Here is a 23,535-nt window from a genome sequence, read left to right on the forward strand (position 1 = left end):
AAGGGGGTTTTACTAACTGAGTATGAGTTTTATTCATAATGAATAAAGATATATTTCTTTTTATCGTTTTTGCAATATAAATAACTCAGGTGGATTATTTATTTGATTCATTGGATGCCAATGACATACATTATACAATTTCTGTTCTAAATCTGATAAATACGATTTAAGGATCTGCATTTCTTCTAACCCTTCTGTTGTTCCAGGGTAAGCAACAATTGTGATAACTCCAGATTTAGATAATTTCTCTAAACCCTCTTTTATAGCGTCAATTGTTTGATGCGGTTTAGTTATAACTTGATGATCGCCACCTGGTAAATATCCTAGGTTAAAAATCATTAAATCAATTACTTCATCTTTTAACTGATTAGCTAATGCACGATCATGGGAGTCATGGATAAATGTTAGGCTCACATCTTCAGCTATATCATTTGACTGCAATAACTCTTGGCTAGTATTAATAGCTTTCATTTGGATATCGATGCCATATAAATGACAACCTTTTTTTGCTCGCTCTGCTAGATATAACAAATCATGGCCATTACCACATGTTGCATCTACTACAACATTAGCGTGTTTCATTACTCGATCCCAGATTAAATGTTGAAACTGAACAGCATTGTTAATGTTAATCACAAAATCACCCCACTTGAGATTTTAGTATTATAACAACTCGTCACGACGAGAGGCTAATTTTTTAAATAATGTACCAAAGAAACATTGATCTTTAAAACGTACGAATAAGCAATATACAGGATTGGAGCTTATATGTAATGTTTCTTTATTGGTAAATGTATAATCAAATGTACCGTCTATACAGATATGTAATTGAGGCTCACGTTCTGGCATGGTGATTTGAATTGTATCATGCTCTTCCAATACAAGAGAAACGCCTTGAATCAGATGAGGTGCTACAGGAGTCACAATAATTGATCTATTATCAGGCTTCATAATAGGACCACCTGCAGATAGATTATATCCTGTAGAGCCTGTGGCAGAAGAAATAATCAAACCATCAGAAGGATACATTTGCGTATGTTGATTATTGATGGACATATTGATACGTGCCATTTTAGCTGGTTCCGCACGGGTAATAACAATTTCATTAATGATAGGTACTAATTCTTCTTCATTACCATTATTACGGTCAATATACGCATATAAATGTCCACGTTTTTCGATATTATAATCACCTTTGGCAATACGTTTAATATGACTTTGCATTTGGTGAACTTCAATTTGGTTTAAGAAACCTAACTCACCAAGATTAATACCACAAACAGGTACATTGTATGGGTAAATTTGTCGTGCCAAATGGATGATGGTACCATCACCACCAAAACTAAAGGCAATATCTATTTGTTTAAAGATTTCTGGACGACTTAAAATGTGAGTTTCGGGAATCTTGAGTACTCGTGCAGGTGCATCTGATTCGAGATCATCTGGCAAGAATACTTCGATACCTTCATCTTTACAAATATGTGCAGCCATTTTTAAAACTGCCATAATATTGCTTTTCCCCATATTAGGGAAAAATCCGATACGCATAGTAATCTCCTATAATGAATGAGCCTCTGAAACCACTGTATCGATTAAAGTATCATCAATGGTTAAAGCCCCTTCTTCGTACTTTTTAAAATAACCTAAAAACTCAATATTACCTTCCATACCTTTAATTGGTGAGAAAGTTAATCCATGAACATATAATCCACAATCATACGCAACATGTAAAATACGATGTAAAACCTCTTTATGGATTTCCGGGTCGCGAACAATACCACCTTTGCCAACATTTTCTTTGCCTGCTTCAAATTGCGGCTTAATTAAAGCAACCAGAGATCCTGTATCTTTTAACAATGTAGTAGCTACAGGTAATACTTTATCTAAAGAGATAAATGCTACATCTATGGAAATAAAGTCAACCAGTTCACCTAATTGTTCTGGCGTGACAGTGCGAATATTTTGCTTTTCCATGTTGATAACACGTGGGTCTTGGCGTAACTTCCAAGCTAATTGATTATAGCCTACATCGATAGCAAATACTTTAGCAGCACCATTTTGTAGAGCACAATCTGTAAATCCACCAGTGCTGGCACCTATATCGACCATAACGGCCTCTTGTAAATCGATAGGATATGTTTGAATGGCCTTTTCTAACTTTAGCCCACCGCGACTAACATAAGGTAATGTGTTGCCCTTTACTATGATATTGGCATCTACAGGTATTTTTGTACCTGCCTTATCAATACGCGTTGTGTCCATAAAGATTTGGCCAGCCATTATGGCAGCTTTTGATTTTTCTCTACTTTCAAAAAGTCCTCGATTAACGAGGAGTATGTCTAAACGTTCTTTACTACTCATATGACACCATTATAAATATAATAAAATTGAATACACGCTACAAGAATACCGAGGATTAATCCCCCAAATACCTCTACTGGTGTATGGCCTAATAACTCTTTCAAGGCTTCTTTACGAGTAATGACAACAGGTATATTTTTCTTTGTAAAATAATCTACAATTTGGTTTAGAATTTGAGCTTGTCGCCCAGCCTCTAATCGTACGCCTGATGCATCATACATGACTACAATAGAGAATACTAAGGATAGGATAAAGAGATCAGAAGCTCCATTTTTCAGATATATAGCTGTAGTTGTAGCGATTACAAAGGATGTATGCGAACTTGGGAAACCACCAGATCCCACTAATCGTTCTGGACGAAATTTGCCATGCCGAACTAGTTGCCATACAAATTTGATAGCCTGAGCAGTAAACCAACCCCAAAATGCGGCTTGCGCTATGTAGTTGTGTGCTATTTGTGGTAATATATCAATCATTATTTATACCTTCTACAGGTCGTAACAATTAATTAGTACGTTCTAAAAGATAATCAATTAGAGCAGCCAGAATAGATGTGTCATAGGAAACGGAATTTAGTGCATCATGAGCTTGTTTACCAACTAAGGAAGCTTGATTCTTAGCTTCATCTAAACCTAGTAAAGATACATAGGTTGATTTATGTTGGCGAATATCACTGCCAGGTGTTTTTCCTAATTCTTCAATAGTACCAGTTACATCTAGAATATCATCAGTAATTTGGAATAACAATCCTAAACAATTTGCATATTCCATAAGTGCTATTCTTGTAGCATTATCTGCATTGCCTAAGATGAGCCCTAACTCTACAGATGCATTAAATAAAGCCCCTGTCTTTCCGCGGTGTAAAACCTTTAACTCCTCAAGTGGTATATGTTTATCTTCACTAAGCATATCGAAGGCTTGACCTCCGACCATACCTTCAGGGCCTGCTGCAGTAGCTACGCATTGAATGGCCTCAATTTTTTGTTGAGGTGTAGCAGTTGTATTAGTAGTCATTAGCTGAAAAGCATATGTCAATAATCCATCACCTGCAAGAATAGCCATACCTTCACCATATACTTTATGATTTGTTAAATTACCTCTACGATAATCATCATTATCCATGGCTGGTAAATCATCATGTACTAAGGAGTATGTATGGATGCACTCCATAGCACATAGAAATTCCTTATAATCAGCTGGATCCTTATGAAGCATTTCTAATACAGCTTTAGATAAAATTGGTCGGATTCGCTTGCCGCCTTGCATTAAGCTATAATTCATGGATTCATAAAGTGGTTTAAATTCTTGATTTGGGCTAGTTAATACCTCACCTAACCATTGTTCAATATGTTGTTTGCTAGACGCTAAATAGTCTTTGAACATAGAATCTCCTTATTCGCTGATGCGGACTTCTTCAATAATTTGTTGTACTTCATCTTCCACAGAATCAAGCATTTCTGCACATTCTTTTACTAATGTTAAGCCCTTCTTATATTGAGTTAAGAGTTCAGAGATGGTCATATCACCATCGTCTAATTGTTTAACAATATCCTCTAAGGCTTTATATTTTTTCTCATAACTTTTTAGTGATGCGGCCATCTTTGTGCGCCTCCTTTACCGTAGCAGTAACATACCCATCAGCAAGTGTAACTCGTATATCATCCTTTGGATGTAATTGCGTAACAGACGTAATAGGTTTATCCTTATGTTCAACCTTTGCAAATCCTTTTACCATCATTTGTAATGGATTCAGAGACTCTAATTGATGAGCTAACAATGCTAGACTATGTTTCTCTGTATTGCATCGTTCTTTTGTAGCATTGGTTAATGACTGTGAAAGCTCTTGTAAATGTGTTTTTTGTTTATGTAGAAATTGTAGAGCTGGAATGCCTAATCTACGATTAAAGAGCAATGTTAAATCGGTACGTTTTTGTTGTAATGTATATCGTATAAACTCGTGTAGATACTCTTCTTTTTCTGACAATTGATCCTGCAATGTCGTTATAGGAAGTACCGCCATTTCTGCAGCATGACTTGGTGTTGCTCCACGAGCATCTGCTACATAATCACATAAGGTATAATCTGTTTCATGACCTACTGCTGAAATAACTGGTGTATTAGCATTATAAATCGCATCTACAACAGATCTATCATTGAAGCACCATAGGTCTTCCATAGATCCACCACCACGACCAACTATGATGACATCCACCTCGGGATCAGCATCGGCAGCGGCAATACCTTTGGCAATAACAGGTCCTGCAGTATTGCCTTGGACAGGAACGGAGAATAACTTAAATTGCACTAATGGGTTACGTCTCTTGCTGACATGTAAAATATCATGTAATACAGCGCCAGATTGAGATGTAACAATACCTATACAACTTGCCATGTATGGAAGACTTTGTTTATGGCTGTCATCAAAGTATCCTAGTGCCGTTAACTCTCGTTTTAACGCATCAAATTCGAGCTGTAATGGGCTTTTAGACCCTATTTGCATATCAGATGCAATAAGATTTAAACGGCCCATTTTATTGTAAAAATTAACAGATGCTTTTACAGTGACTAATAATCCATTTTGAATGGCATTAGCTAGTCCCTTTTGCATAACGGTACTAGACCACATGGTAACATCAATAGCGGATTCTTCGTCTTTTAACGAGAAATACATATGGCCACTGCTGTGGCGTTTTGCGTTAATAATGGTACCGCTAACATAGACATTCTTAAGAAGATACTCACGGTCTAAGGTGCGCTTTATAAGATTGTTTAATTGTGTAATGGTTAATACATTCACGATTACCCTCTAGTTTCTTGTAAAAAAGCAGCGCCAAAAGCATTGCCAGTGGCATTATCAACAGAAAATTGTGGCTGTGCTACATGTAATGTAAGATGATTACGTTTACAATAATGCTCCATACGCTGACGAAGTAAACTATTGCTCATTACACCACCAACGGCAATTAATGTTCGAACCGGTTTATTTTGTAAATGATAGGTAATCATTTTTTCTAATGCATTTCCTATTGAGGTGAATACAGCTCTTGCCAAATTAGACTTATCTATATCATTCATAGAATTTGTAATTCGTCGCATAGCCGCACTACATGGACCAGCAAAGCTAATCCAACCTTCTTTTACTGAAGATGGTAACGGCTCATATTCTGTAGTTTGTAATGCTAATGTTTCTAGATGTTTGCCAGCAGGAAATGGTAAGCCCATAGCAACACCGATACGATCCACATATTGACCGCCTTGTAAATCCTTAGAGCCCCCGATGATATGAGAATCAAAAATGCCTTCACCTTTATAATGACAATACACGAGCTCCGTAGTACCACCTGATAAATGAAGTGCTAAGAATGGTTCACTGGGAATTGTTTTTAATTTTCGTAGTGCTGCTAAAATATGATTTTCTTGGTGTGCGAAAATATGTAGCGGTACATTCATCAAATGATTAAGAGACTGTCCGTATCCTAGCCCAATCATAAAAGCAGGCATATAGGAATTTTCCTCACGTCTAGGAAAACCGCTAACACCAATACCACTGATTGGAAGTTGTGGCAATTCAGATATCAACTTAGGCAATGCCTTTGTATGTTGAAAGACCATATTTGATTGTTGTAGTCCTCGCTCACCTTGTTTGACCTCTAAGATTTTGCGAGCTTCACCAACTATGTGAAAGTCGCTATCTATAATGGCACAACTTGTAGTGTAGCAACTAGTATCAATGCCCAAGTAATATCGTTTCATTATTTACTCTTATTATATGCATCTAGAATTGCGTTAATTAATTTATAGGAAGAATCAGAACCAAAGTCTTTAGCTAACTGAATAGCTTCGTTGATAGCTATAGATGGTTCCAAAGGGTCAGCTTCATTTGTCATTTCCCATAGAGCAATACGTAAAATAGCGCGATCAACTTTGTCTAAGTTTTCAACTTTACGTGATTTACAAAATGGTTGTAATGTAGCATCGATAGTTTCAGAAGCGGATAATACACCATTTATAATGCTATTAGCATAGGCTTTATCCATCGATTTATGCATGTGCCCTTCTGGAAACTGCACATCATTTTGATCAGCATGAAATTCATTAGCATATAACATTTGAAATGCGTATTGACGTGCTTCACGTCGATTTCGCTTAATTACCATGTAGAGTTGGCTCCTTTTCTTTAACAATACCTTCAATATGAACATCTACCTTAACATGGTCAAGATCAAGCATATTTTTTAAGGTTTGTTTGATTTCTAATTGCAATTGTTTGGATAACTCAATAAGATTGTACCCATACAATGCTTTAATATAAATATTGATTTCAATAAAGCCTTTACGATGTTTAACATTGATACCTGGTAAACTGCGTTGACCAAAGGCATGTGTAATTCCCTCTACTAATTCATCGTAAAAGCGAGGGCTTAAAGAATGAATACCTGGAATCGTAGCCAATGTTTTTGTTGCTACATCAATTATGACAGAGTCTGCAATATCAATGGTATCCATATCTAATCCGTAGTTTAATTGATTGTCTGAACTCATATAGATACCCTCCTAAGGCTGTGATGGTGTTACTAAATCATCAAATACAATGTCTTGTACCACTACATCAATGGTTTGCACTTCAATTTCTGTATAAGAAACTAAAGCTGTTTTTATACGTTCTTGTAAACGTAAGGCCACATCAGGAATACGATATCCATATTGAATACACACATATAATGTAACAGAAATAGCTCCTTCATCATTAAATGATATTTTTACACCTTCATGATCAGATTTACGTCTAAAGAAGGTATTAACACCATCATTAAAGGTAGAGCTCATATGATGTATACCTTTTGTTTCAAGTGCTGCCATAGTGACAATCGTAGCATATACATCTTCACTAATCTTAATTTTACCCGACTCTAGTTCAGTATTTTTCTTGGTCATACTGGCCTCTTTCAAAAAAAGCACTTGTCCCTATATATAATTACATAGACGACAAGTGCTTACAGTGCAAATGTTAGGATATATGGGGAATAAGATTCCATGAAAAGATCTTGCCCCAATACATATCAATACGTATTAGGCACGTTCGATGTATTGACCTGTACGAGTATCAATACGAAGTACATCATCTACTTCAATGAAGAGAGGTACTTTTACAGTGTAGCCTGTTTCCAATACAGCTGGTTTGTTACCACCAGTAGCAGTATCGCCACGGATACCAGGATCTGTTTCAACTACGCGAAGTTCAACAGCTACAGGTAAATCGATACCGATTACGATACCTTGGAAGAACATGATGGATACTTCCATATTTTCAAGAAGGAAGTTTTTAGCATCACCTAATTGTTCAAGGTTAAGTTCAACTTGATCATATGTTTCGTTATCCATGAATGTGTAAGAGCCATCAGACTCGTACAAATATTGCATACGACGACGATCAACGTGTGCTTTAGGCACTTTTTCACCTGCATTGAAAGTACGCTCTACTACAGAACCAGTTTGCAAATTTTTCATTTTAGTACGTACGAATGCAGCACCTTTACCTGGTTTAACGTGTTGGAAATCAACTACTTGCCATACATTACCGTCGATTTCAACGGTTACACCTGGACGAAAATCATTACTGGAAATCATCTAACTCTTCTCCTTCTAAATACCTATTTCAATTAACTCTTTTGGACTATGTGTCAACACCTCATAGCCGTCAGATTTGACGATGACACTATCCTCTATTCTCAATCCGATAGTACCTGTAATATAAATGCCAGGCTCTACCGTAATGATCATATTTTCTGTAAATACCGTATCGGATTTAGTATTGGCCACTGGTTCTTCGTGAATCTCAAGACCTACGCCATGACCAGTACCATGATTAAATTCCTTGGTATATCCATGTTCTTTAATATAATTACGACATACTGCATCAAGTTCTTTGCCAGTTATACCAGCTCGAACTGCAGCTACGCCACGTTTTTGTGCTTCTAAAACTATACTATATAACTTCTTTTGTAATTCTGAGGCAGGCCCCATTACAATAGTTCTAGTCATATCGGAATGATAACCCTTATATACGGCACCAAAGTCAAAGGTAACAAAATCACCTGCTTCGATGACCTTATCACTAGCTACACCATGAGGCATACTAGACCGATTACCAGAAGCTACAATGGTTGCAAAGGAAGGTTCCTCAGAACCACGTTTTAACATTTCTGATTCTAATATGATACGTGCTTCGTTTTCAGTCATTCCTACCTTTAGTTGTGGTAGCAATGCGGCGAAAGCTTCATCACCAATGTTAGCTGCTTTACGCAATAATTCCAATTCATCTTCACGCTTAACTGCTCGTAGTTTAGCAAAGTTGATAGACGTAAAATTAAAGCGTTCATCTAATGTATCACATAAGGTTTCATATGTATCAACAGGCATTTGTTTGCCTTCAATACCAAATAAACCTTCGTGAATATGATGTTCATTGAATATGTCTACAAGAGTATCCATAACAGAGGATTCATATTGAATGACAGTATACCCTTCACATTGTTTTGTAGCTTGCTCAGTATATCTGAAATCGGTAATCATAAAGGCTTTATCTTGTGTAATGATAGCAAAGCCTGTTGTACCAGTAAAACCAGCAAAATAATGTAAATTTATAGGGCTCATCAAAATGACGCCTGTTAATTCTTGCTCTTTAATATACTGTTGTAGCAGATTTAATCCATTCATAATCATGCTCCTAGTCTATAAAGTACAATTAATCTTACCATAAAATACCTATATTGAATAGAATTTTATGCTATTTTTTGAAAGCCTCTATATCATCTGGGGATAAGTCCTGTACAGAACCAACCTCTTCAATACCGGTTAAATCTATATGACCTATGGTTAGACGCTTTAAATAGGTAACAGTGCCGCCAGCAGCGCCAATCATACGTTTTACTTGATGATATTTGCCTTCTTCAATTGTAATATGTACAGATTTGGGAGATAAAACATCAATTAAAGCGGGCTTACAATGGGTTCCATCGCCTAGGACGATACCCTCTTTAATACGTTGAATGCCTTCTTCGGTTAACTCACCTTCGAATTCTACGTAATAAACCTTCGGTACATGCTTATTGCCATTGATAATAGAATGTCCCCAAACACCATCATTGGTAAGTAAAAGTAGGCCTTCTGTATCTTTGTCTAATCTTCCCACAGGGACCACGCTCATTTTTATATATTCAGGGGGCAATAAATTCATTATAACAGGATGACTTGCATCCTCTACAGCAGTAACATAGCCTTTAGGCTTATGAAATTTAACATAGTAATGTTGTTTGGTATTAACGATTTGACCATCAACTGCAATGACATCAGACTCAATATTTACATGAACATCTTTTTTTCTAGCTACTTCACCATTAATGGTAACTCTCTGATCCTTTATGAGTTGATGAACCTCTTTTCGACTACCGTAGGCTTTATTAGCTAATAATTTATCGAGTCGCATTATACATGTCCTTGCAGTAACTCAACATGGGCCGTATCATTGAGCAAATTCAAAATATTATGATCATATTCGCCCATACCATTATAGAAAATACGGTTAATAGCCGTATTACCTTGGCTAAAATTCCAACAATGACTAATAGAAATATCTAATAATTTACATAATAATGTTCGAATAGTTCCACCATGACATGCAACTAAAAGTGTTTCCTCTTTATCATTTTCGTTGAGAAATTCTTCAAGTCCTGCCCATGCACGATCTTGCAAATCTTTAAAGCTTTCTCCGTTTGGAACTTTTACAAGATGAGGTCTCAAATACATCTCATCAATTAGTCCAGGCCAGCGTGCTTCGATATCTGAGAATAGCATAGCTTCCCAGTCACCAAAATTAAGCTCTCGTAATCGTTGATCCACTGTAATAGGTGTAGTGCGATCACCTCGAATAGTTTCAGCTGTAACTAAAGCACGACTTAAATCACTTGATAATATACGGTCAAAGGTAATGTCTTTAAGAGCTTCACTACAGGCTTTGGCTTGATTTAAACCGTTTTCATTTAGAGGAACATCTGTAATGCCTTGATATTTCCCCATTTTATTCCAATCAGTTTCTCCATGGCGCACAATATATAATGTCTTCATAATCTTCCTATACTTTCAAAATATCTGTTAGTTTCTCTACTAATTTGATATTAGTATCATGATCTTTAATAGCAATGCGTACCCATTGATTATTGAGACCTACATAAGAGTCACAATTGCGTACAATCATGTTATCTTTCTTTAGATTTTCATTAATCGTATTTGCTGTAATACCTTCACGATTTACTTTGAACAAGATAAAATTGGCAGACGGTGAATATACGGTAATCCCTTCTATCCCATCTAATGCATTATACATAAAGGCTCTTTCCTCATTTAATTCTTGCTTTGTTCTTTTTATATAATCAACATCATTCAAAGCAACCTCAGTATAAGCTTGGGCTAATGTATTTACAGACCAACTAGGAATATATTGATGTAAGTGACTAATTACTTTTTTGTTACCAAAAGCGGCACCAATTCTAAGGCCCGGTACAGCGTAAAACTTCGTGAAAGAATGAACTACAATGATATTATCGAATTCGTTAATTAAAGAACGCATAGATTGATCATTATCACGTAATGGTTCATTACCTACAAAATCAATAAAGGACTCATCTATAACAAGTAAGCTATTGGCATCTTTTAACATGGTCGCTACAGTTCGAATATGTGCTTTATCAAGTAATGTCCCATCTGGGTTGTTAGGATTGCCTAAAAATACAATAATGCGACCATCTTGACCTTTAAGCTCAGCAGCAAATGTTTCTAATGCTAAATAAGGTACTTCAAAATAAGGTATTCCATTATCATCTTCACGAGGGCGATAAAAAATATCTCGCACAGGAATGTTACTGGCTTCAAGAGCTTCTTTATACTCAGAAAAACCAGGTGCTGGTACAAACGCACCAGTATATCCAGGTAAACGACAAATGGCATACAATAACTCAGCTGCGCCATTGCCAACTATAATTTGATTCTTATCCATCCCATATGTATCAGCAATGACATTTAATACATCATCATTTGTAGCATCTGGATAATGAGAAATATAACGTAATTGATCATTTATTGCATCCAATCCACGTTGACTAGGACCAAGAGGATTAATATTAGCGCTAAAATCAATTACCTCATATGGTTCAATTCGTTGTTCATGGGCAAACTGAAATATATTGCCCCCATGTATCTTAGACATTTGATTCTCTTTCTATTAAATATATTATCGTTTGATATAGGTCAATCCTTCGTTTGTTGTTTCTACAGTATCCACATAGGATAACTGTGGTAATTTACGCATAATCTCTTGTTTACAATCATTGATTCGCCCATAATCTACTGGAAATAAAAGGCCCATAATGGTCCCACTATGAGCTATGATTGTACCAACACTATTGTAGTAATTACCAATATCATGAAAATCATATAAATTCGGTTTATACAATATACGTTGATTACCAAAGGCACTTAATGTAGCTGCTTGACCTATTAAATTTATATCATGTGTATTCAAGCCCCGTTTGAATAGATCAAGTGATTCTTCTATGATTGATTCTTTTTCTAAAATTTTAGTTTGTAAATCTAGTTGTTGATTAAAAGAAACCGTATCTATACTACCACCTTCATCAAATACAAGGATTTTCAATGGAGGACACATCCCTAGTGGTTGTGAAATAGTGCCTTTTATATAATCAAACTGAGTTACACCTTGATAAAATGAAGCATCTGTAGGCTCTACAGATAAGCAAATTTGTTCTAATTCCTTTAGTGATAGATCATAATTCATGGCTAACGCTGTTGCCATAGCCGTCACAGATATATCCGCAGAACTTGAGGCCATCCCCTTACCCTGTATGATGTCAGAACGTACATATACAGGTGGACAAGCTTGGTTTTTATTATTTTTTTGTAATAATCGCTGTACTAATTCTCTTGCCTTCGCAGACTTAGGCTGTAATGCACAATAGTGCTGTGAAAACGGATGTGTTACATTACTTAATGCGTAGGAGTATCGATTAATAGGACAAGTCACTAAGAATGACTGACCATTAATAGAACCTTGTAGAAATTCCCCACATGTACCTGGGGCTCTTACATAATAGGTCACATTGAACTCCTTTCACATTAAATAAAAACAGTAACTTATAAGAAGCCATTAGGCAGAACGTTATTAAAACATAGTCGTATTGGATGCGACAGTAGCAGATAATATGGACAAGATAATGATATATACAAAGAGTAATAATACCTCTGTAACCTCTACAACAAATCCATATGTGTCACCAGTAGTACCACCAAGTTGCTTAACAATATAACGATTAAGCAAACGATTGATAATATAGGTAATTATCATGCTTACAATATTAATTTGGAAAATACCTAATGTAGCATAGGTTAGTACACCTAGTCCTACAACATATCCAACATCTGCTACAGAAAAGATAGAATAGGCACTATATAAAAGGGTGTACAAGATTGCACCGATTATTAATATGACAATAGGCATGAAGAAGGTTGAAATTGTATTGTACGTAATAACATGTTTAGGTGCTAAATTAGCAAAGGCAGCACCCATTCCCTCTTTTCTCGCATACGGATAAGATCTGATACTCAATACAAGGGACCAACGGCTCATTAATGGCATCATAATCAAAGCCATAGGAATAAATTCTGCTGTTGGAATCGCTGTTAATAATTGCCATTTCAAAAGTGTAACAAATACAAATGCAACAACACCAAAAGAGCCTATACGGCTATCTTTCATAATTTCCAGCTTACGTTCCCGTTCACGTCCTGAAAATAGACCATCACTTGTATCCATTAAACCATCAGCATGGAGACCACCAGTAATCAAGAATTCCGCTACAACAATGATTAACATTAACGGAACCAACGGAATAAACGGTGATAATATTCCATATAGTAATGCTAAAATAAGGCCGATGATCAACCCTACATAAGGAAAGGCTACAACAGATTTACCAAAATCCTCTACAGACCATTCTGTTTGATTAACGATCTTTAAACGTGTTAAAAACTGTAATGCTATGAAAAAAGGTGTCATTATACATTCATCCCATAAGTAATGGCTGTACTAATAATAACCATTAGTATAGTCGTAAAATACATCATATAAATTGTGCGTGTAATATGGTTGCGATTTAATTTTTCAATAGGATCCCCCATGTATTCACGGAAGGTCATTTTCTTGAAATATTGATTGTAACCACCTAAACGAATATGTAAAGCCCCTGCAACTGGTGCTTCTGCATAGCCACCATTAGGACTTGGATGTTTATTAGCGTCACGTAAGCCAATTTGGAGAGCTTTCTTTGCGTCAAAGCGTAAAAAGAATGCAGAAATAATTAATAATATAAAGGTAATTCGTGCAGGAATCCAATTGAGTACATCATCAAAGCGTGCAGCTACACGACCAAAGTACATATACTTTTGATTTTTATAGCCCAGCATAGAGTCCATAGTATTGGCAGTTCTATATAGAATTGCCCCCATTGGACCGCCTATGATAAAGAAAAATAAAGGCGCAATAATGCCATCTACTGTATTTTCTGCAATGGTCTCTACAGTAGCTCGTGTAATTTCGCTTTCATCTAATTCTTCTGTATCGCGCCCTACAATCCAAGATAATCGCTTGCGAGCTTCTTCAATATTATCTTGCTTAATTAATTGGCTAATAGTAAAGCCTGCTCCTGCTAATGAGCGTGGAGATATAGCAATGTACAGAATAATTACTTCAAGAGCAAATTCTACCCATTCATCAACTACGCCACCAAGCCAAAGAATCAAAGACACTATAATATATACAGAAACAAGGATTAAACCTACTGCAATACCACCGTACCATAGTTTTTTTGTATCATTATCAGTATCTTTATATAGGACTGCCTCGAAAAAAGATATGATGCGGCCAATTATAGCCACAGGATGGTATTTGCTATTAGGATCTCCAATAAGCAAATCCAATATAAATGCTAAGATTGGAATACATACAAAGCTATACTTTGTAAACCAATGTAATATTGTTAAATGTTCCATACATATCCCCTACTAACCCAAGGTAGACATAATATAATCCATATCTAAGTGTTCTTCTACAATATCAGCTAATCGATTGTAAGCTGCATTCTTGTGTTCAAAATAATGGAATACTACATCTAATGGTTCTAACCCCTTACGTTCGCGTAACTGATTGATAATAAAGCGTCTAAATTCATCATTATCAAATACACCGTGAATATATGTCCCCATTACTTGATGATTGCCATCGATAAAGCCATCAATTACATTGACCGCCTCTTCACTGCGACTCGTAATGGTGAAACAACGGCTCACGGTATCTACTAATGGCGTAGTATCCCCCATATGGATTTCATAGCCTACTAATTTTTCACCTGTAAATGTACCATTTAAAAACTGAAGATTAGATACGTTAAATTCTACTTGGTGTGTAGTTTTTTGATCCTTCATTGTGGTGGAGGAATCTACTAAACCAAGGCCTTCAACTTCTTCAATATCACCTTCCATATGATGCGGATCATATATTGTTTTGCCTAACATTTGATTACCCCCACATACACCAATAACAGGTGTACCTTGGTTAGCAAGTTTTTTTATTTCATCCGCAAAGCCAGAGTCACGAAGATATGTAAGATCTGCTAGTGTATTTTTTGAACCCGGCAAAATGATTAAGTCCGGTTTACCAATAACATCTCCAGGGCCCACAAAACGAACAGATACATCTGGTTCATAATTTAATGCATCAAAGTCCGTAAAGTTAGAAATTTTAGGTGTTTGCATAACTACTACTTGAATCTCTTTAGCACCGCTATTGCGTTTATTTTCTAGTGCCACAGAGTCCTCTTCATCGATATCAAGGTTTTCAATGGCAGGGATAACACCTACTACCTTTTTACCTGTTTTTTCTTCGATGAATGTGAGTGCAGGTTCTAATAATTTAATATCACCACGGAATTTATTGATAACAATACCTTTAATAAGATCCCGCTCTTCTGGTTCTAATAATTCTAAGGTACCAACGATAGATGCAATAGCACCACCACGGTCGATATCAGCAATGAGATATACAGGAGCTTGCGTCATCTTAGCAATGCGCATATTTACGATATCATTTGCTTTGAGATTAACTTCTGCAGGGCTACCGGCACCTTCAATAACCATCATATCAAAGTTAGAATCCAAGAAGTCGATAGATTCTTTTACTTTATCAAGGGCAGTTAAAGAATATTTGGTATGGTATTCTTTAGCACTATAGACGCCAACCGGCTTGCCCATTAATACCACTTGAGAGGATTGATTACCTGTAGGTTTTAATAACACAGGGTTCATTTGAACAATTGGATCTATGCCTGCAGCCTCAGCTTGCGCTACTTGAGCACGACCAATTTCATCTCCCCATTTAGTGACATACGAATTGAGGGCCATATTTTGAGCTTTAAAAGGAACGGTTTTAAAACCTCTTCTATAAAAGATGCGGCATAATGCAGTACATAAAATACTTTTACCTACATTGGAACTCGTTCCTTGGAACATAATTTTCTTAGCCATTTATATGAACCTCCTGGGATTTTAATTCAATGGTAACACCACTAATTGTTAAGTATAATTTATTAGCTACAGTTGCGACAGTCCGATTAACGCGACCTGCAATATCTCTAAAATATCTAGCTAGCTTATTATCGGGTACAATACCAAGACCAATTTCATTGGTTACAAAAATAACTGTTTTCCCATCACTTGATGCAATTAAACTTAGCAATGATTCTAATTCTGAAAGTACAGCCTCTTCCAAGTCATTAGCATCTTGTTGCCCTTGTATAGAACCATGTGCCATCATGTGATTCGTAGTAAACATAGTTAAACAATCTATAAGAATTACATCAGCAGATTGGCTAATATTTTGCCACTCTTTAGCCAAATATAATGGTACTTCAAAATTTGTCCATATTGCACCACGTCGTTCTTGGTGTTTTTTTATGCGATCAACCATTTCTTCGTCAAACGCTTGTCCTGTTGCTACATAGGCTTTACGACCTTCCGTAGAAAGGGCTAAACGTTCTGCAAATTCACTTTTTCCACTTCGTGCTCCACCGGAACACAATATAATTTGGGATTTCATAATGCACCTATACAAGAATTTATAATTTCAGTATCATTATAAGTATAACAAAGGAGCGATACTATGGAAATTATGAATATGAAACTTAAAATGATGGCTACTTTATGGGATAATACCTATCGTGTTGCCATCGACGATGGACAAGGAAAGTATATCGGTACAGCCCGTGTAGTAGTAAATGTTCCACTACCACCAGAAGCGTTACCAGAAAATGCACCACAAGTAGAGCCACAATTATTGGTCTTAGTAGAAGATTTTGATTTCGGAGCTGATAAAATTATAAACTTTGAAACAACTCTCTCTGATTTGTTAAGAGAAAAATTCCGTTATGAAATTCCTCATATTTTCTTCTACTATCCAAGTCCTCATGATGTGTTAAACCAAACGATTTCACAATAAGGTCTATAACGAGCAAAAAGCTATGTAAAATACATAGCTTTTTTTTGTTTATTCAGCTCCAATTTCCTCTTCTACACGACACATAATAAAGCAAAGGTCGGATAGACGGTTTAAATATTTTAAATTAGATTCGTGAACACTTTCACCAGCATCTAATACGCGCCATAAATCACGTTCAGCACGACGAGCAATCGTTCTAGCCACATGTAAGTATGCTGAAGATTGTTTCTCACCTGGAATTACGAAATTAGATAAAGGCTCAAGCTTTTCATCAAAGCGATCTATTACCTTTTCTAAATGTTTGACATGTTGTTCTGTAATTACTGGAGCAGCATTTAAGCTAGCAATATCAGCCATTAAAGTCCATAAGTTGCGCTCAATATCATATAATTCAGTAGCAACACGAGGATTTTCAGCATAGGAACGAGCCAAGCCTAAAAATGCTTGTAATTCATCGATTGTACCATAAGCTTCTACGCGTAAAGAGGATTTAGGTACTCGTTCACCTGTATATAAACCAGTTGTACCAGCATCACCTGTTTTAGTGTAAACACTACTTGCCATATGTATTACCTCCTATAGATATACATAAATGTAGAAAGAAAAGCTACAGGATCTCAACCTTGAGATTATTTATATTCTGGGAACCAAAGATGAATTTCACGAGCAGCAGCCTCTGGAGAGTCAGAAGCATGAACTACGTTGGCATCCATTGTTAAGGCATAGTCACCACGAATACTACCAGGGGCAGCATCTACAGGATTTGTTGCACCGTTTAATGCACGTACAGATACGATAGCATTATCTCCGGCCAATACGAAAGCAAGAACTGGACCAGATGTGATGAAATCTACTAATTCACCAAAGAATGGTTTCTCTTTATGCTCAGCATAATGCTCTTCAGCTAATTCACGAGGTACTTGTAGAAGTTTTAATGCTTTAATTACAAGACCTTTACGTTCATAACGGCTAAGAATTTCACCACTTAATTGACGCTTAACTGCATCTGGTTTGATTAAAACTAATGTTTCTTGCATGATATCCTCCTGTAGATATTAATTAAAATAATGCTTTCTCTTTATATTTAGGATTCATTGCTTGTTGTTTCAATTTTGCAATACGTTCCTCTGTACGAGGATGTGTACTAAAAAGATTGCTCAAGCTTTCACCAATACCAACCATAGGGTTGATGATAAACATATGGGCCGTTGCATTACTTGCATTTGGCAATGCACCATGTTTTGAATAGTAGTCAATTTTAGCGAGGGCAGATGCTAAAGCCAATGGATTTCGACACATCTCTCCGCCCCCTTCATCAGCTAAAAACTCACGAGCCCGAGAAATACTCATTTGAATGAGTCCTGCTGCAATAGGTGCAATAACTATGGCGCCTATTAACTCTAACGGATTAGAGCCTTCACGGTCATCTGAGCGACCAAATATAGCTGAGAATTGAAGCACATGGGCAATCATAGAAATAGCCCCTGCCATCATAGCGGCAATCGTGCTAATCAAGGTATCGCGATTCTTAACATGTGTTAATTCGTGACCTAGAACACCTTCTAGCTCATCATCAGTTAATAGACGTTGAATACCTTCTGTAACAGCTACCGCTGCATGACTTGGATTTCTACCTGTAGCAAACGCATTAGGTACATCACTTGGAATGATATACACTTTTGGCATTGGTAAGTTACCATTTTTAGCCAAACGTTCTACCATACCATATAGTTTTGGATTAGATTGAGCAGTTACTTGTTGTGCATTATATTGTGCTAAAACGATTTTGTCGCTATACCAATAGGACATAAAATTCATGCCCATGGATATAACGAACATAATCATCATACCACTTCTACCGCCAATCATATCACCTAAGACCACTAGAATGGCCGTTAGAGTCGCTAATAATAGTGTTGTTTTCATATTGTTCATAGTTTCCTCCAATTATAGTTATGGACTATGCCTAACACTATAATTATACCACAAACTATATAATTGACGCTCCTGTACTATCTGCTTCTAAACAGTATGTTTTATTTTCAATTCCATTAGCTGTAAATACAGCACCCATAGCATCAGCTACAGCTTGAACGTGGGCTTTATCTACATAGGCAATTAAAGTAGAACCTGATCCACTGATTGTAGCACCGTAAGCTCCAGCTGCTTTAGCAGCGTCAAAGGCTGCATCACAATTTGGTATCAATGTTTTACGGTATGGCACATGCAAATTATCATCTAATGCAACGGATAAATTACTTAATTGATGTGTAATTAAACTTGTTACAAATAAAGATGCATGGCTCACATTTTGGACAGCCTCTTTAAATGGTACATGATTAGGTAAAACGGAACGTGCATATTCTGTGGATACCATAACCTCCGGTACCACAACAGCAAAATGTAATTCCGATGGAACAGATATGACTGTATTTAATACCTTTGTTTTTAAACCGGTAGCACAGCATAAGTTACCAAAAATAGCAGGTGCTACATTATCTGGATGACCTTCCATACGGTTTGCAATAACCAATAGTTCTTCTTTAGTTAGAGGGTGTTTAACTAGTGCATTAGCTAGTAAAAGTCCACCTACGATGGCTGTACTACTACTGCCGAGTCCACGAGAAGGTGGAATTAAGGTTTCAGACGTAATATGTCCGTATTGAATCGGCTCTTGAGCAGTAGCAAAAACTTGATCCATAGCAAATCCAATAAGGTTCTTTTTAGGATCTTCAGCGCGAAGAATATCGGCACCGAAACCTTCAAAGGTATATGTATATTCAGTAGCATTTGGATCTGGTGTAAAGCTAAAGATATTGTAAAGGTTTAATGCTAATCCTAGGCAATCAAAACCTGGCCCGCAGTTGGCACTAGTAGCGGGCACTTGTACGCGAATGGTATTCATAGTTTAAGCTTCCATAATACGAATGACACTATTAACAGACTTAACGGAACGCAAGCTGTTAAAGGAATCAATAAGATTTAAAATATAAGATCTAGGACATTTGGACGTAACAATTGCAAGAACCGCAGTTTCTGGATCCATATTGCGTTGAACGATGGATAATACAGAAATCTTTTGTTCTGCTAATTTTGCAGAAATTTTGGCTAATACACCTGTTTTATTATCTACTTCTAAACGCAAGTAGTAGCTAGATTGAATCTTGCCAGGAGAGTAAATGTTCTTTTGATCGTAATAGAATGGTTTCAAACGACCTGTTTCATTGTACGAAACATTTTTTGCTACTTCCATAATATCGGATACTACAGAGCTACCTGTAGGCAAGCTACCAGCACCGCGACCATATAACATTACATCATCGATACCATTACCTTTAACATAAATAGCATTATAAGAGCCGCGAACGGATGCTAAAGGATGTGTTGTAGGAATAAATGCAGGGTATACATTTAAAGATAAACCTTGGCTAGTTTCCTTAGCAATGCCTAATAATTTAATATTGTAGCCAAATTCTTTACCAAATTTGATGTCTTCTGTATCTATGCTCGTAATACCTTCTACAGATACATCTTCAAAGAAGATGCGACGATTGAAACTAATAGAGGCAAGGATAGCCAATTTACGTGCTGCATCTAGACCCTCAACGTCAGCTGTAGGATCAGCCTCTGCATAACCTAGCTCTTGTGCTTCCTTTAGTACATCTTGATAGCTTAAACCTTCTTCAGACATTTTCGTTAAAATGAAGTTTGTCGTACCATTCATAATACCGATGATCTCAGTAATACGATTGCCCGCTAAGGATTCATATAATGTACGGATGATAGGAATACCACCTAATACAGATGCTTCAAAGCGCAAATCCACTCCATTTTTGCTAGCTAAATCTAATAGGTATGGGCCAGATTCTGCTAATAAATCTTTATTCGCTGTTACTACATTTTTCTTGGCCTTTAAAGCGCCTTCTACACAGTCTTTAGCAAAGGTTGTCCCACCCATTAATTCCACAACCATTTGAATGGAATCATCTTTTAATACTTCATCAATATCAGTTACATATTGAGCTGTTTCAGGCAATGTAATATGGCTATATTTATCAGGATTACGCACAAAGATTTTAGAAATTTCTACATTAACACCTGTACGATTTCTAATTAACTCAGCATTATCTTGCAACAAATTAAATGTACCTTGTGCAACAGTACCAAAACCTAATAACGCAATTTTTATAGTGGTCATAATTGTCCTACTCTCTTCAATAGCCTATGCTTGGCCTAAAATTTCAACCTTAATAATGCCCTTCATAGAGCGAATATCTAATAATAAATCTTCTAATGATCCTTGTAAATCTTTCGTTTCAAAGGAAATGCTACTGTTTGCAATACCCTGTAAAGGAATATCTTGATTGATTGTCAAAATACTACCATTCCGTTCTGCAATGGCTTTTAAAACACTAGATAGCATGCCAGATTCATTAGACATGGAAACATAAATACTAACGATTTTACCTTGGGCAATTTCAAAAAATGGGAATACATAATCTTTGTACTTGTAATATGCAGAACGACTCAAATCCATTTTTTCAACTGCTTCATTAATCGTTTTAACTTCACCTAGCTTCAAAATCTCTTTTACCTTGATCGTCTTTTTTATCGCTTCTGGTAAAATATCTTCTTGCACCAGATAAAACTTATCTTTTTTTGGTTTAGTCATAGAACACACACTCCCTTATTGTTCTTTTGAAGTTTCTTGGGCCACAAATTGACGCCCATATAATGTTAATACTGCATACATACCGATAAAAAATGGCAAATATTCTGCCATAACTCGCCATGCTACAGCTACAATACCAACAGTTCCATTAGGTACAAAGGTACTAAACAATACTACAAATAGTCCTTCTGCAATCCCTGTTCCCCCTGGTGTTGGTGCGAAATATAAAATTAAATTTAATAGAATCATTCGATCTAATATATCAATGATAGGAATATCTGGTGTGAAAGCATACATCAATGCAGGTGCAATACAGTATAAGCTTAATAAACTCAATCCAGACTCAATAAATACAATAAAGGATTGAATCGGTTGTTTATATAGTAATCCTAAACCTTGATTCAAGGTTTCTAATTTAGAGAGCCAATCTCTTGTTTTATGTGCTTTAAAACGTTGCGCTAAATTATATACAAATTGACGCATATATTTAGTCTGCAAGATATATGTACCTAAAAGCGTGGCAATAACAGCTAATACAGCGAAAATTAACAGCATATCTCGTGAGATATAAGGAATTTCAATGGCATCACGTAAAAATACTAAAGGTAACATGATGACCAAGAACATAATAGAAAATACGGTACGTATTAATACGATTGGCGTGCCTTTAGATATTGGTACACCATAACTTTTCAATACTAGAACTTGCGCTACAGCACCTCCACTGGCACCTGGTGTCAACATGGCCATAAAATAATTACTAAAAATTACGCGAAGTACCGCTTTTATGGATAGCTTGTACCCACCGATTTTTACAAGTCTTTGTAACCGTAGGCCATCAAAATACATACCTGCTGCTAAAGCTATCAAAGCTAATAATAAAGAAATACTATTAAATGATGAAATTGTTTTTAATGCATCTAAATCAATAGTGTAGTAAATGATACCAATTGACACAGCCAATAGTAAGAGAAACATAAAAATGCCTCTCTTCATCATTTTACTCATATCAAGTCTCCATAATTAATTAGCTCAATATTATGTTGTCTAATATATAAACGCGTATGGTTAGAACAAACAGCTTGTAATTCATCCTCCCAATGATAGCCCCATTTATATTGATTTCCCAAAATCGTATTATTTAAACCTGGATGAATCATCAATTCATGAGTACCTGATTTTTTAGATACGGATTTTAATATACCCATTAACGTTTTCTGGTTAATGTGTCCCCCGTTTACCATACCCCAAAAATATTGTGTGGAATACATACCATTATCCCGCACTGTAGGCCTTGCCTTTGCCGCTACGGTAGATAAACCGACCTTGCCTAGTAATCGCACTGGCGAGTACATATAATTGACAAATAAAGAGGATTCATCTGGAATGCGTATTGCATTAATACCATAGTGTTTAGCTTGCTCAATAACGATTGGTAGTACCGTTGGTAATACATGCATATGTTGATGACCATCAATATGTGTTACGTGCAAACCGGACTCCATGATCCGTTCCATTTGAGCGTGAATTTCTTTGCGCAACTCACTATAGTTAATCTTTCCAGTATAAATTCGTTTCATAAAATCGATATATGTTTCTGGAAAGACGCCTTCGGATGTAAGCAGAGATGGTACTTCAGATGGATTACATACCGGTTTTAGCCCACCTACTAAGGCGATATGAACACCAATGCCCAACTTAGGGTTATTTTTTGCCATACTTACGGCTTCTGTAAAAGCTTCGCCTCCCGCTAATAGAGAGGTGCTCGTAATAATACCTGTACGGTGGCCATCAATGACTGCAGCATTAACTGCACTATGAAGACCAAAATCGTCGGCATTTACTATTAATTTGGACATAGTTTTCTTCCTTTTCATTAAAA

At 36.3% G+C, this 23,535-nt stretch carries 30 protein-coding genes; 1 reads left to right on the forward strand and 29 read right to left on the reverse strand.

The features are described 5' to 3' along the window. Positions 1-60 precede the first annotated feature (60 nt). The 21 genes from QZ055_RS00910 to cobU all read right to left on the reverse strand — a co-directional run bounded on the left by QZ055_RS00910 (position 61) and on the right by cobU (position 16,582). Entirely contained in the window at positions 61-582 is a 522-nt protein-coding gene (locus QZ055_RS00910; protein WP_295824053.1) for a class I SAM-dependent methyltransferase, read from the reverse strand. Positions 583-663: 81 nt separating this feature from the next. After that, complete coding sequence (locus QZ055_RS00915) at positions 664-1,548, reverse strand: NAD(+)/NADH kinase (protein ID WP_005386628.1); 885 nt, start codon at positions 1,546-1,548, stop codon at positions 664-666. A 9-nt stretch (positions 1,549-1,557) separates the two neighbouring features. Further along, positions 1,558-2,361: a TlyA family RNA methyltransferase gene (locus QZ055_RS00920; RefSeq protein ID WP_295824054.1), complete on the reverse strand. Its 804-nt coding sequence runs from the start codon at positions 2,359-2,361 to the stop codon at positions 1,558-1,560. After that, positions 2,358-2,837, reverse strand: a complete 480-nt coding sequence (locus tag QZ055_RS00925; RefSeq protein WP_295804074.1) for a divergent PAP2 family protein — start codon at positions 2,835-2,837, stop codon at positions 2,358-2,360. Before QZ055_RS00925 ends, QZ055_RS00920 begins: the two co-directional genes overlap by 4 nt. A 28-nt stretch (positions 2,838-2,865) precedes the next feature. Continuing rightward, positions 2,866-3,744: a polyprenyl synthetase family protein gene (locus tag QZ055_RS00930; protein ID WP_295804076.1), complete on the reverse strand. Its 879-nt coding sequence runs from the start codon at positions 3,742-3,744 to the stop codon at positions 2,866-2,868. A gap of 9 nt (positions 3,745-3,753) precedes the next feature. Beyond that, complete coding sequence (gene xseB / locus QZ055_RS00935) at positions 3,754-3,960, reverse strand: exodeoxyribonuclease VII small subunit (protein ID WP_005386632.1); 207 nt, start codon at positions 3,958-3,960, stop codon at positions 3,754-3,756. Beyond that, positions 3,935-5,158 carry an exodeoxyribonuclease VII large subunit gene (xseA, locus tag QZ055_RS00940; protein ID WP_295824056.1) on the reverse strand — a complete coding sequence of 408 codons (1,224 nt, stop codon included), beginning with the start codon at positions 5,156-5,158 and terminating at the stop codon, positions 3,935-3,937. The genes xseB and xseA overlap by 26 nt, the downstream gene beginning before the upstream one ends. 2 nt (positions 5,159-5,160) lie before the next feature. Further along, positions 5,161-6,114 carry a metallohydrolase gene (locus QZ055_RS00945; RefSeq protein ID WP_295824057.1) on the reverse strand — a complete coding sequence of 318 codons (954 nt, stop codon included), beginning with the start codon at positions 6,112-6,114 and terminating at the stop codon, positions 5,161-5,163. Beyond that, the gene (gene nusB, locus QZ055_RS00950) at positions 6,114-6,518 is read right to left on the reverse strand and encodes a transcription antitermination factor NusB (RefSeq protein ID WP_295792636.1); all 405 of its coding nucleotides are present in this window, start codon (positions 6,516-6,518) and stop codon (positions 6,114-6,116) included. The genes QZ055_RS00945 and nusB overlap by 1 nt, the downstream gene beginning before the upstream one ends. Next, complete coding sequence (locus tag QZ055_RS00955) at positions 6,508-6,903, reverse strand: Asp23/Gls24 family envelope stress response protein (protein ID WP_005386640.1); 396 nt, start codon at positions 6,901-6,903, stop codon at positions 6,508-6,510. The genes nusB and QZ055_RS00955 overlap by 11 nt, the downstream gene beginning before the upstream one ends. A gap of 12 nt (positions 6,904-6,915) precedes the next feature. After that, complete coding sequence (locus QZ055_RS00960; protein WP_039969203.1) at positions 6,916-7,296, reverse strand: Asp23/Gls24 family envelope stress response protein; 381 nt, start codon at positions 7,294-7,296, stop codon at positions 6,916-6,918. Between the two features lie 135 nt (positions 7,297-7,431). Then, positions 7,432-7,989 (reverse strand): elongation factor P, encoded by a 558-nt coding sequence (efp, locus tag QZ055_RS00965; protein ID WP_005386642.1) that lies wholly within the window; start codon positions 7,987-7,989, stop codon positions 7,432-7,434. Between the two features lie 15 nt (positions 7,990-8,004). Beyond that, positions 8,005-9,078, reverse strand: coding sequence for a Xaa-Pro peptidase family protein (locus tag QZ055_RS00970; RefSeq protein ID WP_295824059.1), 1,074 nt, complete (start codon positions 9,076-9,078; stop codon positions 8,005-8,007). Between the two features lie 70 nt (positions 9,079-9,148). Then, positions 9,149-9,847, reverse strand: coding sequence for a pseudouridine synthase (locus QZ055_RS00975; RefSeq protein ID WP_295824061.1), 699 nt, complete (start codon positions 9,845-9,847; stop codon positions 9,149-9,151). Then, positions 9,847-10,485: an alpha-ribazole phosphatase gene (cobC, locus tag QZ055_RS00980; RefSeq protein WP_363178537.1), complete on the reverse strand. Its 639-nt coding sequence runs from the start codon at positions 10,483-10,485 to the stop codon at positions 9,847-9,849. Before cobC ends, QZ055_RS00975 begins: the two co-directional genes overlap by 1 nt. 7 nt (positions 10,486-10,492) lie before the next feature. Next, the gene (locus QZ055_RS00985) at positions 10,493-11,623 is read right to left on the reverse strand and encodes a histidinol-phosphate transaminase (RefSeq protein WP_295824065.1); all 1,131 of its coding nucleotides are present in this window, start codon (positions 11,621-11,623) and stop codon (positions 10,493-10,495) included. Between the two features lie 24 nt (positions 11,624-11,647). Beyond that, entirely contained in the window at positions 11,648-12,532 is an 885-nt protein-coding gene (locus tag QZ055_RS00990; RefSeq protein WP_295824067.1) for a GHMP kinase, read from the reverse strand. Between the two features lie 63 nt (positions 12,533-12,595). Next, the gene (gene cobS, locus QZ055_RS00995) at positions 12,596-13,489 is read right to left on the reverse strand and encodes an adenosylcobinamide-GDP ribazoletransferase (protein WP_295824068.1); all 894 of its coding nucleotides are present in this window, start codon (positions 13,487-13,489) and stop codon (positions 12,596-12,598) included. Continuing rightward, positions 13,489-14,481: an adenosylcobinamide-phosphate synthase CbiB gene (cbiB, locus tag QZ055_RS01000; RefSeq protein WP_005386662.1), complete on the reverse strand. Its 993-nt coding sequence runs from the start codon at positions 14,479-14,481 to the stop codon at positions 13,489-13,491. The genes cobS and cbiB overlap by 1 nt, the downstream gene beginning before the upstream one ends. Positions 14,482-14,493: 12 nt before the next feature. Then, on the reverse strand, positions 14,494-16,011 hold the full coding sequence (locus tag QZ055_RS01005) for a cobyric acid synthase (protein ID WP_295824070.1): 1,518 nt from the start codon (positions 16,009-16,011) through the stop codon (positions 14,494-14,496). Next, positions 16,004-16,582: a bifunctional adenosylcobinamide kinase/adenosylcobinamide-phosphate guanylyltransferase gene (gene cobU, locus QZ055_RS01010; protein ID WP_295804101.1), complete on the reverse strand. Its 579-nt coding sequence runs from the start codon at positions 16,580-16,582 to the stop codon at positions 16,004-16,006. Before cobU ends, QZ055_RS01005 begins: the two co-directional genes overlap by 8 nt. Positions 16,583-16,645: 63 nt before the next feature. Between cobU and QZ055_RS01015 the strand changes: the two genes are divergently transcribed. Further along, positions 16,646-16,981 carry a hypothetical protein gene (locus QZ055_RS01015; RefSeq protein WP_005386666.1) on the forward strand — a complete coding sequence of 112 codons (336 nt, stop codon included), beginning with the start codon at positions 16,646-16,648 and terminating at the stop codon, positions 16,979-16,981. Positions 16,982-17,029: 48 nt separating this feature from the next. Here the strand turns inward: QZ055_RS01015 and QZ055_RS01020 are convergent, their stop codons facing one another. The 8 genes from QZ055_RS01020 to QZ055_RS01055 form a co-directional block, all read right to left on the reverse strand. After that, positions 17,030-17,545 carry a cob(I)yrinic acid a,c-diamide adenosyltransferase gene (locus QZ055_RS01020; RefSeq protein WP_295824072.1) on the reverse strand — a complete coding sequence of 172 codons (516 nt, stop codon included), beginning with the start codon at positions 17,543-17,545 and terminating at the stop codon, positions 17,030-17,032. 65 nt (positions 17,546-17,610) lie between these two features. Beyond that, positions 17,611-18,018 carry a nucleoside-diphosphate kinase gene (gene ndk / locus QZ055_RS01025; RefSeq protein ID WP_005386668.1) on the reverse strand — a complete coding sequence of 136 codons (408 nt, stop codon included), beginning with the start codon at positions 18,016-18,018 and terminating at the stop codon, positions 17,611-17,613. A 22-nt stretch (positions 18,019-18,040) separates the two neighbouring features. Further along, the gene (gene htpX / locus QZ055_RS01030; protein WP_005386669.1) at positions 18,041-18,916 is read right to left on the reverse strand and encodes a zinc metalloprotease HtpX; all 876 of its coding nucleotides are present in this window, start codon (positions 18,914-18,916) and stop codon (positions 18,041-18,043) included. A gap of 55 nt (positions 18,917-18,971) precedes the next feature. Next, positions 18,972-19,886 (reverse strand): homoserine kinase, encoded by a 915-nt coding sequence (gene thrB, locus QZ055_RS01035; protein ID WP_295824074.1) that lies wholly within the window; start codon positions 19,884-19,886, stop codon positions 18,972-18,974. 3 nt (positions 19,887-19,889) lie between these two features. Beyond that, positions 19,890-21,179 carry a homoserine dehydrogenase gene (locus QZ055_RS01040; RefSeq protein ID WP_295824076.1) on the reverse strand — a complete coding sequence of 430 codons (1,290 nt, stop codon included), beginning with the start codon at positions 21,177-21,179 and terminating at the stop codon, positions 19,890-19,892. A gap of 24 nt (positions 21,180-21,203) precedes the next feature. Continuing rightward, positions 21,204-21,653, reverse strand: a complete 450-nt coding sequence (locus QZ055_RS01045) for an ACT domain-containing protein (RefSeq protein ID WP_005386672.1) — start codon at positions 21,651-21,653, stop codon at positions 21,204-21,206. A gap of 15 nt (positions 21,654-21,668) precedes the next feature. Beyond that, positions 21,669-22,661, reverse strand: coding sequence for a lysylphosphatidylglycerol synthase transmembrane domain-containing protein (locus QZ055_RS01050; RefSeq protein WP_295821189.1), 993 nt, complete (start codon positions 22,659-22,661; stop codon positions 21,669-21,671). Next, positions 22,658-23,512, reverse strand: coding sequence for a ChbG/HpnK family deacetylase (locus QZ055_RS01055; protein ID WP_039969208.1), 855 nt, complete (start codon positions 23,510-23,512; stop codon positions 22,658-22,660). The genes QZ055_RS01050 and QZ055_RS01055 overlap by 4 nt, the downstream gene beginning before the upstream one ends. Positions 23,513-23,535: the final 23 nt, after the last annotated feature.

The organism is uncultured Veillonella sp. (assembly GCF_905209685.1).
Lineage (GTDB): Bacteria > Bacillota > Negativicutes > Veillonellales > Veillonellaceae > Veillonella.

Excerpts from the sequence above, each read along its gene's own strand:
- QZ055_RS00910 (WP_295824053.1), bottom strand. The coding sequence starts at position 582 with ATGAAACACGCTAATGTTGTAGTAGATGCAACATGTGGTAATGGCCAT.
- QZ055_RS00915 (WP_005386628.1), bottom strand. The coding sequence starts at position 1,548 with ATGCGTATCGGATTTTTCCCTAATATGGGGAAAAGCAATATTATGGCA.
- QZ055_RS00920 (WP_295824054.1), bottom strand. The coding sequence starts at position 2,361 with ATGAGTAGTAAAGAACGTTTAGACATACTCCTCGTTAATCGAGGACTT.
- QZ055_RS00925 (WP_295804074.1), bottom strand. The coding sequence starts at position 2,837 with ATGATTGATATATTACCACAAATAGCACACAACTACATAGCGCAAGCC.
- QZ055_RS00930 (WP_295804076.1), bottom strand. The coding sequence starts at position 3,744 with ATGTTCAAAGACTATTTAGCGTCTAGCAAACAACATATTGAACAATGG.
- xseB (WP_005386632.1), bottom strand. The coding sequence starts at position 3,960 with ATGGCCGCATCACTAAAAAGTTATGAGAAAAAATATAAAGCCTTAGAG.
- QZ055_RS00945 (WP_295824057.1), bottom strand. The coding sequence starts at position 6,114 with ATGAAACGATATTACTTGGGCATTGATACTAGTTGCTACACTACAAGT.
- nusB (WP_295792636.1), bottom strand. The coding sequence starts at position 6,518 with ATGGTAATTAAGCGAAATCGACGTGAAGCACGTCAATACGCATTTCAA.
- QZ055_RS00955 (WP_005386640.1), bottom strand. The coding sequence starts at position 6,903 with ATGAGTTCAGACAATCAATTAAACTACGGATTAGATATGGATACCATT.
- QZ055_RS00960 (WP_039969203.1), bottom strand. The coding sequence starts at position 7,296 with ATGACCAAGAAAAATACTGAACTAGAGTCGGGTAAAATTAAGATTAGT.
- efp (WP_005386642.1), bottom strand. The coding sequence starts at position 7,989 with ATGATTTCCAGTAATGATTTTCGTCCAGGTGTAACCGTTGAAATCGAC.
- QZ055_RS00970 (WP_295824059.1), bottom strand. The coding sequence starts at position 9,078 with ATGAATGGATTAAATCTGCTACAACAGTATATTAAAGAGCAAGAATTA.
- QZ055_RS00975 (WP_295824061.1), bottom strand. The coding sequence starts at position 9,847 with ATGCGACTCGATAAATTATTAGCTAATAAAGCCTACGGTAGTCGAAAA.
- cobC (WP_363178537.1), bottom strand. The coding sequence starts at position 10,485 with ATGAAGACATTATATATTGTGCGCCATGGAGAAACTGATTGGAATAAA.
- QZ055_RS00985 (WP_295824065.1), bottom strand. The coding sequence starts at position 11,623 with ATGTCTAAGATACATGGGGGCAATATATTTCAGTTTGCCCATGAACAA.
- cobS (WP_295824068.1), bottom strand. The coding sequence starts at position 13,489 with ATGACACCTTTTTTCATAGCATTACAGTTTTTAACACGTTTAAAGATC.
- cbiB (WP_005386662.1), bottom strand. The coding sequence starts at position 14,481 with ATGGAACATTTAACAATATTACATTGGTTTACAAAGTATAGCTTTGTA.
- QZ055_RS01005 (WP_295824070.1), bottom strand. The coding sequence starts at position 16,011 with ATGGCTAAGAAAATTATGTTCCAAGGAACGAGTTCCAATGTAGGTAAA.
- cobU (WP_295804101.1), bottom strand. The coding sequence starts at position 16,582 with ATGAAATCCCAAATTATATTGTGTTCCGGTGGAGCACGAAGTGGAAAA.
- QZ055_RS01015 (WP_005386666.1), top strand. The coding sequence starts at position 16,646 with ATGGAAATTATGAATATGAAACTTAAAATGATGGCTACTTTATGGGAT.
- QZ055_RS01020 (WP_295824072.1), bottom strand. The coding sequence starts at position 17,545 with ATGGCAAGTAGTGTTTACACTAAAACAGGTGATGCTGGTACAACTGGT.
- ndk (WP_005386668.1), bottom strand. The coding sequence starts at position 18,018 with ATGCAAGAAACATTAGTTTTAATCAAACCAGATGCAGTTAAGCGTCAA.
- htpX (WP_005386669.1), bottom strand. The coding sequence starts at position 18,916 with ATGAACAATATGAAAACAACACTATTATTAGCGACTCTAACGGCCATT.
- thrB (WP_295824074.1), bottom strand. The coding sequence starts at position 19,886 with ATGAATACCATTCGCGTACAAGTGCCCGCTACTAGTGCCAACTGCGGG.
- QZ055_RS01040 (WP_295824076.1), bottom strand. The coding sequence starts at position 21,179 with ATGACCACTATAAAAATTGCGTTATTAGGTTTTGGTACTGTTGCACAA.
- QZ055_RS01045 (WP_005386672.1), bottom strand. The coding sequence starts at position 21,653 with ATGACTAAACCAAAAAAAGATAAGTTTTATCTGGTGCAAGAAGATATT.
- QZ055_RS01050 (WP_295821189.1), bottom strand. The coding sequence starts at position 22,661 with ATGAGTAAAATGATGAAGAGAGGCATTTTTATGTTTCTCTTACTATTG.
- QZ055_RS01055 (WP_039969208.1), bottom strand. The coding sequence starts at position 23,512 with ATGTCCAAATTAATAGTAAATGCCGACGATTTTGGTCTTCATAGTGCA.